This window comes from Flavobacterium sp. CHNK8 (genome assembly GCF_019774515.1).
In the GTDB taxonomy this organism is placed as follows: Bacteria; Bacteroidota; Bacteroidia; order Flavobacteriales; family Flavobacteriaceae; genus Flavobacterium; species Flavobacterium tiangeerense.
Map to the genome: position 1 here is coordinate 1192045 of NZ_CP081492.1, position 13502 is coordinate 1205546.

9 protein-coding genes are annotated in these 13502 nt (G+C 35.1%); 8 read left to right on the plus strand and 1 reads right to left on the minus strand.

The features are described 5' to 3' along the window. The first annotated feature begins 195 nt into the window (after positions 1-195). From K5V07_RS05090 to K5V07_RS05120, 7 genes are all read left to right on the plus strand, one after another. The gene (locus K5V07_RS05090) at positions 196-3237 is read left to right on the plus strand and encodes a TonB-dependent receptor (protein WP_221916640.1); all 3042 of its coding nucleotides are present in this window, start codon (positions 196-198) and stop codon (positions 3235-3237) included. A gap of 11 nt (positions 3238-3248) precedes the next feature. Continuing rightward, the gene (locus K5V07_RS05095; protein WP_221916641.1) at positions 3249-4724 is read left to right on the plus strand and encodes a RagB/SusD family nutrient uptake outer membrane protein; all 1476 of its coding nucleotides are present in this window, start codon (positions 3249-3251) and stop codon (positions 4722-4724) included. 20 nt (positions 4725-4744) lie between these two features. Continuing rightward, on the plus strand, positions 4745-6340 hold the full coding sequence (locus K5V07_RS05100) for a PKD domain-containing protein (protein ID WP_221916642.1): 1596 nt from the start codon (positions 4745-4747) through the stop codon (positions 6338-6340). A 77-nt stretch (positions 6341-6417) separates the two neighbouring features. Continuing rightward, positions 6418-8058 carry a family 16 glycosylhydrolase gene (locus tag K5V07_RS05105; RefSeq protein WP_221916643.1) on the plus strand — a complete coding sequence of 547 codons (1641 nt, stop codon included), beginning with the start codon at positions 6418-6420 and terminating at the stop codon, positions 8056-8058. Between the two features lie 74 nt (positions 8059-8132). Then, a complete protein-coding gene (bglX, locus tag K5V07_RS05110; RefSeq protein WP_221916644.1) occupies positions 8133-10427 on the plus strand; it encodes a beta-glucosidase BglX in 2295 nt (764 codons plus the stop codon). Between the two features lie 6 nt (positions 10428-10433). After that, positions 10434-11192, plus strand: a complete 759-nt coding sequence (locus K5V07_RS05115) for a family 16 glycosylhydrolase (protein WP_221916645.1) — start codon at positions 10434-10436, stop codon at positions 11190-11192. A 263-nt stretch (positions 11193-11455) separates the two neighbouring features. Then, a complete protein-coding gene (locus tag K5V07_RS05120) occupies positions 11456-12040 on the plus strand; it encodes an RNA polymerase sigma factor (RefSeq protein WP_221916646.1) in 585 nt (194 codons plus the stop codon). 236 nt (positions 12041-12276) lie between these two features. On the opposite strand, the gene nth is transcribed toward K5V07_RS05120, so the two are convergent. After that, positions 12277-12939, minus strand: coding sequence for an endonuclease III (nth, locus tag K5V07_RS05125; RefSeq protein ID WP_144892452.1), 663 nt, complete (start codon positions 12937-12939; stop codon positions 12277-12279). Positions 12940-13023: 84 nt separating this feature from the next. Between nth and bcp the strand changes: the two genes are divergently transcribed. Further along, complete coding sequence (gene bcp / locus K5V07_RS05130; protein WP_221916647.1) at positions 13024-13476, plus strand: thioredoxin-dependent thiol peroxidase; 453 nt, start codon at positions 13024-13026, stop codon at positions 13474-13476. The last annotated feature ends 26 nt before the right edge of the window (positions 13477-13502 follow it).

The window sequence follows — 13502 nt, forward strand, 5'->3', positions numbered from 1 at the left end:
TTAACGTTATTGTTGTGTATTTCTTGAGATTTAAGATTTTATTAAGAGTTAAGTTTCACTGTAAATTATGAAGTAATTTGAGAAATATTCAGTGATATTAGTTTTTTTTTGCTTTGTATGTTTTTTGTTGTGGTTCTAATTTACAAATTAGCAGTCTTTAGGTGTTAATTTTATAATTCACAAAAAACATAAATTATGAAGTCAAACTATCTATTAATCTTTTTTCTATTCATAACCACTTTGGGTTTTTCTCAAGGGTATGATGTAGGAGGTGTTGTCAAAGAGGCAAGTTCTGGTTTACCAATACCAGGGGTAAATATTCAAGTAAAAAATTCTTCATCAGGAACCACAACAGATTTTGATGGCCGTTTTTATGTAAAAGGTGTTTCGCCTAATTCCGTTTTAATATTCTCTTTCGTAGGTTTTAAAAGTGTAGAATATAAGGTTACACAAGCCACACAAAACCTATCAATCGTTTTAAAAGAAGATGCAAATACATTAGACGAAATTGTTGTCATTGGTTACGGATCACAAAAAAAGCGAGAAGTAACAGGAGCGGTTTCTGTTGTAGATAGCAAAACGCTTGAGGTTTTAAAACCAGTTAGAGTAGAACAAGCGTTGCAAGGAACGGTGTCTGGAGTAAATGTAACCTCCACATCTGGAGCACCTGGAGCAGCTTTAGATATAAGAATTAGAGGTATTGCTACAAATGGAGAAAATAAACCGACTACTATTATAGATGGTTATGTAGGGGAGTTAGGCTTACTAAATCCTAATGATATAGAAACTATTACGGTTTTAAAAGATGCTCAAGCTGCCATTTATGGTACTATTGGTGCAAATGGTATTATCTTGATTACAACCAAATCAGGTAAAAAGAATACCAAATCTAAAATTAGTTACAATGCTTATACTGGTTTTCAAGAAACTTCAAGAAAATTACCGACTCTTAATGCCACTGAATATGCATTATTACTAAATGAAAGTTATGCCAATGGAGGTAACACAATTCCTTTTCCAAATGTATCAGGTTTGGGTAAAGGAACAGACTGGCAGAATGAAATTTTTAGTACTTCAGTTCCATTAATCAATCATGATATTTCTTTCTCTGGAGGATCTGATAAAATTACGTATGCAGTGAGTGGTTCTCACATTGATCAAGAAGGGATCATTGGAGAAAAAAAATCAGGCTTTTTAAGAAATACTGCAAGAATTGCACTTGGTGCTGATGTTACTGATAGATTGAAATTAAAAACGAATGTTATTTACACTTATTTTACTAGAAATACACTTAATGAAGGTGGTTTAGGTTCAGTGTTATTTAATGCGTTGAATATGCCGTCTACACTAAAACCGTATGATGCTAATGGTGACTTTACACTTGCAGGTACAGGTCTTGGTAACGAAATAATAAATCCTTTAGCTCAAATTGCAAATACCTATAACGATTATAACTTCAAGAAGTTAAATGGAAATTTTGGGTTAGATTATAAACTCTTTAAAGATTTTGTGATTACTAGTTCACTAGGATTTAATACGTCTAATAGCGAGTCGAAAACATTTTCTAAACAAATCAGTTATGGAGGAAAAGTTTTTGATGTACAAAGAAGTTCTGTAACTCAAGGTGCCATAAACGACAATAATTATTCATTTGATATTTACGGTACCTATACTAAAAAAATTGCCGATGCTCATAATATCACAGCAACTATAGGGAATACCATTTTTAAAGAGTACGGTAATGGTTTGTTTGCTACCGGTTTTGATGTTCCTTATAATTCATGGGAATTTGCTGATATTGCTTTAACTAGAGGAATAGCAACGGTTGTAACAAACAGTTCGTATAATTATGATGAACGTAGACTTTCTTATTTTGCAAGAGGGCAGTATGATTATAAAGGGAAATATCTTTTCTCGGCAATGATTCGTCGTGATGCTTCTACAAAATTTGGACCTGGCAACAAAGTGGGATACTTCCCTTCATTTACAGCTGGTTGGGTAGTATCTGATGAGAGTTTCTTTGGTCAAGATAAGTTTGTTAATTTCATGAAATTTAGAGGAAGTTACGGAACTTTAGGAAACGATCAAATCCCTAACAATGGATATATTTCTCAATTAAATGGAGAGGCTACTTACGTTTTTAATGATGTGTTAGTAAATGGTTTTGCTGTTGGCCAAATTCCAAATTCTAATTTAAAATGGGAAGAAGCCCGCAAGTTTGATGTAGGATTGGATTTAAGATTCCTTCAAAACAAAATATCATTTGTTGCAGATTATTTTATTGATACAAGAGCTGACTTGTTAATCCCATTTATTCCTGTTTCTGGAATTAATGGTGCTGCTGCACCTGGTTCTAATGCACCTACAATTAATGCTGGTACGGTTAGAAATACCGGTTTAGAGCTAGCTTTAGATTATAAAAATAAGTTTTCGGATTCCTTTTCTTTAAGCGTGGGTTACAATATTACTTTCTTGAAAAATGAAGTGCTAGAGGTAAACAATGGTATTGGTTATCTGGAGGGAGGATCCTTTGGAGTTGGTCAACAACCACCATCAAGAATGGAAGTAGGTAGACCAATTGGTTATTTCTACGGCTATAAAACAGATGGTATTTTTCAGAATCAAGCCGAAGTAAGTGCGCATCCATCTCAATTATCATTAGGAGCAGAGGCAAGTCCGGGTGATTTAAGATTTGTTGATGTAAATGGTGATGGTGTTTTAAATGCCAGTGATAGAACTAATATTGGTGATCCAATTCCTTCTGCAACAATGGGTTTCAATGTTCAAATGAACTACAAAAACTTTGATTTTGCCATGTATACTTTTGCCTCTGTAGGCAATGATATGGTTCGAAATTATGAACGAAATCTAACAGATGTTAACAGACTGAATTATGTTTTAGACCGTTGGACAGGTGAAGGAAGTACAAATTCAACTCCGAGAGTAACAACAGGCGCTACAGGAAATTCAAACTTTTCAAGTTTTTTTGTTGAAGATGCTTCGTATGCAAGAATTCAAAACATACAGTTAGGATACGCACTTGAAAATAAGTTTATTGAAAAAGCAGGTCTTTCAAAAGTACGTTTGTATGCCGGTGTAAACAACTTATACACTTTTACAAAATACAAAGGTTTTGATCCCGGAGCATCAAGTGGAGCTCCATTGGGTGGAGGTATTGACAATGGTTTTTACCCTATTCCAAGAACGTACCTGTTAGGTTTGAACATTAATTTTTAATCTGAATTAAAATGAAAAAATATCTTTTTAGTACCGTAATGATAGCAGCTATAGCCACAACTATCATTTCATGCAGTGATGAATTTGTGGATAGACCAGTGGAATATTCTATTGATTCTGAAAATTATTTCAACTCAAAAGAGGACTATGATAATGCCTTGATTGCTGCTTATGATTTGTTGCAAACCACGTATCTTAATTCACTTTTAGGAGAAATAGCTTCAGATAATACCCTTGCTGGTGGCGAGAGTCAATCAGACACTCCAGGTTTTCAGCAAATAGATGACATGATTCACACTCCTGTGAATAGCAATTTAAAAAATCTCTGGGATTGGATGTTTGCAGGTGTTCAAAGAGCCAACTATATCTTAGAATTTAAAAATAAAACAGATTTTCAAGGCAAAAACCAAATTATTGCCGAAACTCGATTTCTAAGAGCTTACTATCATTTTGAATTAGTAAAATGGTTTGGTGGTATCCCGATGAAAGGAGACGCAAGGTTTGTGCCAGGTGATGAGAAAAAAATCCCTCGTTCTTCAAAAGCAGAAGTTTATGCATCTATAGAAGCCGATTTAATTTTTGCCTCCGAAAATTTACCTGTAACAACAACTCAAAAAGGGAGAGCAACTCGTGGAGCAGCACTTGCTTTGTTAGGAAAAGCCTATTTGTATCAAAACAAATTTGCACCAGCTGCTACAACTTTTGATAAGTTGATAACGTCAGGGGCGTATTCATTAGTTCCAAATTATAATTCAATTTTTGAAAATGAAGGCGAAAATGGAGCAGAATCTGTTTTTGAGGTACAATATACTGATGTTGAAGGTGCCGGTTTTGGATGTCTCCAATGTAGTGAAGGGAATGTTGCTGTTGGTTTTAGTGGTCCTCGTAGTTATAGTGGCACTTTGTTTTCATCAGGTTTTAGTTTTAATGTGCCTACGCAAAAAATTGTAAACGCTTTTGAGGCTGGTGACAATCGCAAAGCAGTAGCCATCCTAGATATTGAGGCTTGGGCTACTAGCACAGGAGCAACTTTTGGAAAAGGATACGAGCATACTGGGTTTTTTAACAGAAAGTACATTCCTAGAAAAAGAAGCACAACTGCTCAAGGTGATTTAAACTTGACAAATCCTAACAACTACCGCGCTATTCGATATGCTGATGTATTATTAATGGCAGCAGAGGCTTTCAACCGTGGTGGAATAGACGATGTAAAAGCAAGAGGATACCTAAATTTAGTTCGCAGACGTGCTTTTGGGGACTTAAATCATGATATCGCTTCTTCGGGCGCAGCACTAACTGATTTTATTTTAGCCGAAAGAAGAGTAGAATTAGTAGGAGAGGGACATCGTTTCTTTGATTTAGTTCGTACTGGTAAAGCTGCACAAGAAATCCCAGGTTTTACAGCTAATAAACACGAATTATTTCCTATCCCTATCGAGGAAATTCAGTTTTCTAATGGGAATTGGAAACAAAATCAAGGGTATTAAAAAATTAACATAATTTAGATATGAAAAAGTTACAATTAATTCTAAGTATTTTCATTCTGACCCTTTCTTTTGGGTGTACGGAGGAAAATAATGATGTAGATTTAGAAACTATAAGTGCGCCAAAAAACGTGTCGGCACTCACAACCATTACACAAGATAATTCCGGTAATGTTACTTTTTTGCCAAAAGGTGAAGGAGTAACTCAATTTGAAATCTTTTTTGGTGATGCTACTACCAAGTCTGTAATAGTTAATCCTGGCGGGACATACACCCACAAATACCGAGAGGGAGTATTTAAAGCAAAAATCATTGGGATAACCCTAAATGGCAAAAAAACCGAAACCATTCAAGATGTAACAGTTTCATTTTTAGCACCTAAAAACTTAGTAACGACTGTTGGTATTGGTAGTAATTTAAGCGTAAATGTTTCTGCAGAAGCAGAATTAGAGACTTTTTTTCAAGTTTATTTTGGTGATGTCCCTAACGAAGTTCCGGTAGATTTCATGCAAGGTCAAGTAATTACGCACACCTACAAAACCCCTGGAACCTACAATGTACGTGTTGTAGCATTGAGTGGTGGTGCAGCAACTACTCAAAAAATAACTCCAGTAACGGTTACAAATTTATTTGCTGCTCCAGCTCCAACTGTTCCTGCTGCAAATGTTATCTCTATGTTTAGTGATAGCTACACTAATGTTGCAGTTGATACCTGGAGAACTTCTTGGTCACAAGCAACTTTAGAAGACATTGATATCAGTGGAAACAAAGCAAAAAAATACAGCGCATTAAATTTTGTGGGAATAGAGGCTACTTCTTCTCCTATAAACGCATCGGCTATGACATTTTTTCATATTGATATTTGGTCATCAGATGTAACCGAATTCAAAGTAAAACTAGTTGATTTTGGTGCAAACGGAACTTTTGACGGTGGTGATGATAGAGAACACGAAATAACCATTGCCAATCCTAAAAAAGAGGAATGGGTAAGTTTAGACATTCCATTAAGTGATTTTACAGGATTAACTACACGTTCGCACATTGCGCAATTAATTTTAGTAGGAGCTCCAGCAGGAAGTAATACAGTTTATGTAGACAATGTGTTTTTCTACAACACAGCAGGCTCTGTTACTGCAGCGCCAACACCTACGCGTACTGCATCAAGTGTGATTTCTATGTTTAGTGATGCATATACAAATGTAGCTGTCGATACTTGGAGAACTTCTTGGTCTAGTGCGACATTAACTGATTTGAGTATAAGCGGAAATGCAACTAAAAAATATAGCGCCCTAAATTTTGTGGGTATTGAGGCTACTTCAACTCCTATAAATGCAACGGCTATGACTCACTTTCATACTGATGTTTGGTCTTCTGATTTTACACAATTCAAGATTAAACTAGTTGATTTTGGTGCCGATGGGGCTTTTAGTGGAGGCGATGATGTAGAACATGAAATAACAGTAAATTCTCCAGCCCAAGGATCATGGGTTAGTATTGACATTCCATTGAGTCAATTTACAGGTTTAACTACAAGAGCGCATATTGCACAATTAATTTATGTAGGATCGCCATCTGGTAATAATACGGTCTATATTGATAATGTTTACTTTCACAACTAATTAGGGTTTTAACTTTTAAAACTAGCATTAATAGTTAGTGTGCATTATTACAATTTGAATTTTAAAAAAATAATAAAATGAAAAAAATACTAATCAAAATAGTTTCTGTTTTTATCCTGCTTTTAATGGTGAATTGTCAGGAGGATAATCTAGGATTTGGAGCCATAGAAGCTCCCTCAAATCTAAAAGTAACTGCTGAAATTATTGGAAAATCAGCTGCATTTCCAAATGGAGATGGATCAGGAAAAGTAAAATTTGTAAGTACCGCCGAAAATGCAATTTCATACAAATATATTTTCAGTGATGGCACAAGCAAAAATCAACCAAGCGGAATTCTTGAATATCCATTCGCTACGCCTGGTACCAATACATATACTGTAACCATCATAGCATCGGGTGCCGGAGGAGTTACTTCTAGCACAACAATAGAGGTTACTGTGTTTAGTAACTTTAAAGATGAAGCTGCAGTTCAATTTTTAACTGGTGGAACTAGTAAAAAATGGTATTGGGCACAAAGTGAACCAGAACATTTGGGTGTAGGTCCTAATGTAGCTTGGTCTGATCCTACTTTTGGAACACAAAATTATTACCCCTCTTTTTATAGGGCTGCTGCCAATGAAAAAGCTGCAACTTGTTTGTATAAAAGTGTAATGACCTTCTCGTTAGTGGGACAACAAATGAAATTTGAATTGGATAACAAAGGACAAACGTATTATAACGCTGCTCTCAAGGGCGTTAATGAAGATGCATGTTTTGACTTGGTTACTACAGGATTAAAAATAGTTACTCTTAGTAAATCAGATTCTTTTGTTTCTAAAAATCCAGGAGCTGCCACTCAAACTAGGGGAACTGTTTTAAATATTGCCGATGGAGGTTTTATGGGGTATTTTGTTGGTTCAAGTTCTTATGAAATACTTTCTTTAACGGATAACAGAATGAGAGTAAGAGTAATTCAAGCAGGAAATCCATTTCTAGCTTGGTACCACACCTTTACTACTACAGCACCTGGAGCAGCAGTTACACCACCATCTGCGAATTATAATGTATTGAAATTTAGCGATGAATTCAATACTGACGGAGCACCAGATCCTACTAAATGGGGTTATGACTTAGGTGCAGGAGGTTGGGGTAATAATGAATCTCAGTCTTATACAAGCGCTAGTGATAATGTAGTTGTAGCCGGTGGGAACCTAAAAATTACTGCTAAAAAAGTAGGTTCAGGTTATACTTCTGCTCGATTGAAGTCTGAAAACAAGTTTGAATTTACCTATGGAAGGGTTGAGGTGAGAGCTAAATTGACAACTGGGGCGGGTACTTGGCCAGCAATATGGATGCTAGGCGAGAATTATGCCACTAATGCTTGGCCTGCCTGCGGAGAAATTGATATCATGGAATTCAAAGGCAGTCAACCTACTACTATATATGGCACCTTACATTATCCCGGAAATTCAGGAGGTAATGGTAATGGAAGTTCAACTACAATAGCTAATGCTGCTTCTGAATTTCATATTTACAAAACCATTTGGAGCCCAGAATCAGTAAAAATATATGTTGATGATGTATTGTTTCACACGGTTGCAAATACAAGTGCGTTGCCATTTAACAAAGATTTCTTTTTGATTTTAAATGTTGCAATGGGAGGAACCTTTGGAGGTGCTATTGATACAGCCTTTAGTCAGTCCTCAATGGAGATTGATTATGTAAGAGTCTATCAATAAGCATATTTGAAATAGCAATAATAGTAAAAGGTAGGTTTTTTTACCTGCCTTTTGCTTTAATAAACATACCACAAATGAAGTATTCATTTCTACTTATAATAAGCAGCCTATTTATTGTAGTTGCTTGTAGTAAAAAAATCACACAACCATTAACTCCTTTGGTGCAAAAAAACGCATTAGATAGAAAGGTTGATTCGGTTCTTCAATTGATGACTTTAGAGGAAAAAGTTGGACAACTCAATCAATACAATGGTTTTTGGGATATTACGGGACCCACTCCAAAAGAAGGCCAAGCCGCAAAAAAATACGAAGACCTTAAAAAAGGCTTAGTTGGATCTATGCTTAACGTAAAAGGGGTAAAGGATGTTCGCGCTTTGCAAAAAATAGCTGTGGAACAAACCCGTCTCAAAATTCCTTTGCTTTTTGGCTTTGATGTAATTCACGGGTATAAAACAATTAGCCCTATTCCACTTGCCGAAGCTGCAAGTTGGGATTTACAAGCCATACAAAAATCTGCGGCTATTGCTGCCGAAGAAGCTTCGGCAGAGGGATTAAATTGGACTTTTGCTCCCATGGTTGATGTGGCTCGTGATGCACGCTGGGGTCGTGTTATGGAAGGAGCTGGCGAAGATCCATACCTTGGAAGTAAAATTGCGGTGGCTCGCGTACAAGGTTTTCAAGGAAATGATTTGGCTGCGACCAATACTATTTTGGCTTGTGCCAAACATTTTGCTGGTTATGGTTTTGCTGAATCAGGAAGAGATTATAATACCGTAGATGTAAGCGAAAATACGTTGCAAAACACCATTTTCCCTCCTTTTAAGGCAGCGGTTGATGCTGGTGTGCGTACTTTTATGAATTCCTTCAATGAATTGAATGGCATACCTGCTACTGGTAATGCGTTTTTACAGAGGGATATTTTAAAGAAAGAGTGGAATTTTGATGGTTTTGTAGTTTCAGATTGGGGTTCTATAAACGAAATGATAGCTCATGGATATGCAAAAGATAGTAAACATGCCGCTGAGATTGCAATGAATGCAGGATCAGACATGGATATGGAATCAAGCGCTTATGTAGAGCATTTGGTAGCATTAGTCAAAGAGGGTAAAGTAAAAGAAAGCTTTATTAATGATGCTGCAAGACGTATCTTAAGAGTCAAATTTGAATTGGGCCTTTTTGATGATCCCTATAAATATTGTGATGAAAAAAGAGAGCAAGCCACAGTAGGTAAACCCGAGTTTCATGAAGGTGTTTTAGACATGGCAAAAAAATCTATTGTGCTTTTAAAAAATGATAATAATATTTTACCATTAAAAAAATCGGGGCAAAAAATAGCATTAATTGGTGCTTTGGCAAATGATAAAACAAGTCCATTAGGAAGCTGGCGAATTGCAGCTGAAGACAATACGGCGGTTTCAGTTTTAGAAGGATTGCAAAAATACTCTGGAAATCAACTGACTTTTTCAAAAGGTGCCGATGTTGCAGTGGGACGCACTCAATTTATTTGGGAAACTAAAATCAACACTACTGATAAAACCGGATTTGATGAAGCTATTGCAAATGCAAAACAGGCAGATGTTGTGATTATGGTTTTAGGGGAACACGGTTTGCAATCTGGAGAAGGTAGAAGTAGAACCGAGATAGATTTACCAGGTGTACAGCAAGAATTACTAGAGGCAGTGTATAAAGTGAATCCTAATATTGTTTTGGTTTTAAATAATGGTAGGCCTCTTGCTATTCCGTGGGCTGCAGAAAAAATTCCTGCAATTTTAGAGGGATGGCAGTTAGGTACACAAAGCGGTAACGCCATAGCACAAGTACTATATGGAGATTACAATCCAAGTGGAAAACTTCCAATGTCTTTTCCGCGCAATGTGGGGCAATTGCCTTTGTATTATAATTATAAAAATACGGGAAGACCTGTAATGAATGAACCAGAAAGTGTTTTTTGGTCTCATTATATTGACGAGAAAAACACGCCTCAATTCCCATTCGGACATGGTTTAAGTTACTCTAAATTCGAATATTCAGGTTTTGAATTGTCTTCTAATGGTTTCGCCAAAGGTGGATCTATTCAAGTATCGGTCAATGTTAAAAATACAAGTAATGTAATAGGTAAAGAAGTAGTGCAGTTGTATATTAGAGATTTGATCGCCAGCGTTACGCGCCCCGTAAAAGAACTTAAAGGTTTTGAATTAATAGAGTTACAACCTAATGAAACTAAGAAAGTCGTGTTTAATATTGATGAAAAAACGATTGAGTTTTTTACCGCGAATAAAAAGTGGGAAGCCGAAGCAGGAGACTTTAAAGTCTTTGTTGGAGGCAGTTCTGTAACGCAATTCCAAAAAGATTTTCAATTTAAAAACTAAGCATTTATGAAAAATATATTGGTTTGTTTCCTAATTTTCAATTGTTCATTCGCACAAGTGGGTACACGCAAATTAGTTTGGGAAGAACATTTTGATGAAAAATCATTAAATGAAAAAACTTGGAACATCGAGTTGGGTGACGGTTGTCCAAATTGTGGTTGGGGTAATAATGAAAGACAGTTATATACGGCTGATAATCATAAAATTGAAAAAAGTTGTTTGGTAATTACTGCAAAAAAAGAAGCAGACAATAAATACACATCAACTAGAATTACTACCAAAGGGAAAAAAGAATTTCAATACGGAAGATTTGAAGCAAGAGCAAAACTTCCCGTAGGGCAGGGGATTTGGCCTGCTTTTTGGATGTTAGGTTCTAATATTGATCAAGTTGGGTGGCCCATGTGTGGAGAAATTGATATCCTTGAATATGTGGGCAAGGAGCCAGATATGGTTTTTACATCGTTACATACTCAGGACAGTCATGGAAATACAATTAACACTAAAAAAACAAAAATAGAGTCTATTGAAGAGGGTTTTCACTTGTATACCATAGAGTGGACACCTGACAAAATAGAATTTTTTGTAGATGCTAAGTTAGTGTATACTTTTCAGCCTGAATCAAAAACCCAAGCTGTTTGGCCATACAACCAGCCATTTTATTTTATTATAAACATGGCTATAGGAGGTAATTTTGGAGGGCCCGAAGTTGACGATGCTATTTTCCCTCAAAAATTTTATATTGATTACATAAAAGTGTATCAATAATGAGCAAATTATTTTAAACTCTAGACACTAAAAAAGCCAGGTTTTTGGGCTTTTTAGTGTTTTTTGTTGAAAGTTTATAATTTCATTTATAATTTCACCAGATTCTAAATTTATTAATATAATTTTTATTCTTTTTTTTGCATTTAAATGCAATATTTTGTTAAATTTGAATTAAAATTAACCACGAAAACCAAAAGCCTATTACATAAAATTACTTTTTTGAGAAATCATACCCCAATTAATTAAATTAAAAAAGTACTATTATGGTTAATATACAACTCAACGATGCACTTTTAGTAAAAGAATATGTGTCTGGAAACGAGGATGCATTAGCAAAACTAATTAAAAGGCACGAGTCTAAAATCTACGGTTTTATTTACTCTAAAATACCGGATAGAGATATCACGAATGATATTTTTCAAGATACTTTTATTAAAGTAATTAATACTCTAAAGTCTAATTCCTATAATGAGGAAGGTAAGTTTTTGCCATGGGTAATGCGAATTGCTCACAATTTGATTGTAGATCATTTTAGAAAATCAAAAAAAATGCCTTTGTATAGAGAAACGGAGGAGTTTTCTATTTTTTCAATCATGTCTGATGATTCACTATCTATTGAAAATAAAATAATCGCAGATCAAGTACAAATTGATATAAAAAAAATTATTGAAGAGCTACCTGCTGATCAAAAAGAGGTATTAATTATGCGCATGTATCAAGATATGAGTTTCAAGGAAATATCCGAGATAACTGGTGTTAGCATCAATACTGCCCTTGGAAGAATGCGTTATGCTTTACTTAATTTGAGAAAAGTTATAGACAAATATCAAATTGTTTTAACTACGTAATACTATACCTCTAATTCTTACGTTATTATTTAAAATAAAAGCGTGGAATTTATGGCAAAATTATACTCAAAAAAGGCAAATGCCTTACCTTTAATGAAACCTAAAAAAGAAATTATTTCTTTTTTGCTTAGTTATTCAAAAGCTCTCACTGTCATTAAGATAGACAATAGGAGCTATGAAATTGTATCTAATTAATTGTAGATTTAATGTAAGTTTTAAAAAGTAAAACCACTAATTTATAGTGGTTTTACTTTTTTTTGATATTCGTTGATTACCTTTTTTCTACCAATAGTTTTGGTGATAATATCTTTTTCTAAATCCCAACCTCTTGCTGGCGAGTATTCTCTTCCGTACCAAATAATTTGTAGGTGCAGGTCGTTCCATGTTTCTTCAGGAAAGATACGTTTCGCATCTTTTTCTGTTTGCACTACATTTTTACCATTCGTTAAATTCCAGCGGTACATTAACCTATGAATGTGCGTATCTACAGGAAATGCAGGTACTCCAAAAGCTTGAGACATGACCACACTGGCCGTTTTGTGACCTACTGCAGGAAGTTCTTCTAGAAATTCAAAACTTTGCGGAACTTCGCCGTTGTGTTTTTCTATTAGAATTTGTGACAATCCGTGAATTCCTTTGGATTTCATTGGCGATAAACCGCAGGGTCTAATGATTTCTTTTATTTCTTCAACAGTCATTTTTACCATATCATACGGATTATCTGCTTTTGCAAAAAGTATTGGGGTTATTTGATTGACCCGCACATCAGTACATTGAGCAGATAATAAAACAGCTATCAATAAGGTATAAGGATCTTTATGATCTAGGGGTATGGGAATTGTAGGGTACAATTCTTTTAACGTATTTATAACAAAAGTTACGCGTTCCTGTTTGGTCATTATTCCTAAATTTGATTTGTAAAGAAAATCATTTCTAATTTCAAATGCAACTAACAAACCATTTCACTATTAAATATTATTACAATGACAACATTAACGAAAGGAGATAAAGCTCCAGATTTTATAGGTTTAGACCAAGAAGGTAAAAAACATCAATTAGCAGATTATGCAGGTAAAAAACTAGTCGTTTTTTTCTATCCAAAAGCAAGTACTCCTGGATGTACAGCTGAAGCTTGTGATTTGAGAGATAATTTTGAACGCTTTCAGGCTAATAATTACGCATTATTAGGAGTGAGTGCTGATAGTGCAAAGGCTCAAGCCAAGTTTAAAGACAAATATGAATTTCCTTTCCCTTTGCTTGCTGATGAAGATAAATCAGTTATTCAGGCTTTTGGTGTTTGGGGACCAAAAAAGTTTATGGGTAAAGAATACGATGGAATTCACAGAACTACTTTTGTAATTAACGAAGAAGGTTTTATTGATGAGGTTATATCTGATGTGAAAACCAAAGTACACGCCGCTCAAATCTTAAAATAATACAATTTAGGATTTACATAATTTCA

Excerpts from the sequence above, each read along its gene's own strand:
- K5V07_RS05090 (WP_221916640.1), top strand. The coding sequence starts at position 196 with ATGAAGTCAAACTATCTATTAATCTTTTTTCTATTCATAACCACTTTG.
- K5V07_RS05095 (WP_221916641.1), top strand. The coding sequence starts at position 3,249 with ATGAAAAAATATCTTTTTAGTACCGTAATGATAGCAGCTATAGCCACA.
- K5V07_RS05100 (WP_221916642.1), top strand. The coding sequence starts at position 4,745 with ATGAAAAAGTTACAATTAATTCTAAGTATTTTCATTCTGACCCTTTCT.
- K5V07_RS05105 (WP_221916643.1), top strand. The coding sequence starts at position 6,418 with ATGAAAAAAATACTAATCAAAATAGTTTCTGTTTTTATCCTGCTTTTA.
- bglX (WP_221916644.1), top strand. The coding sequence starts at position 8,133 with ATGAAGTATTCATTTCTACTTATAATAAGCAGCCTATTTATTGTAGTT.
- K5V07_RS05115 (WP_221916645.1), top strand. The coding sequence starts at position 10,434 with ATGAAAAATATATTGGTTTGTTTCCTAATTTTCAATTGTTCATTCGCA.
- K5V07_RS05120 (WP_221916646.1), top strand. The coding sequence starts at position 11,456 with ATGGTTAATATACAACTCAACGATGCACTTTTAGTAAAAGAATATGTG.
- nth (WP_144892452.1), bottom strand. The coding sequence starts at position 12,939 with ATGACCAAACAGGAACGCGTAACTTTTGTTATAAATACGTTAAAAGAA.
- bcp (WP_221916647.1), top strand. The coding sequence starts at position 13,024 with ATGACAACATTAACGAAAGGAGATAAAGCTCCAGATTTTATAGGTTTA.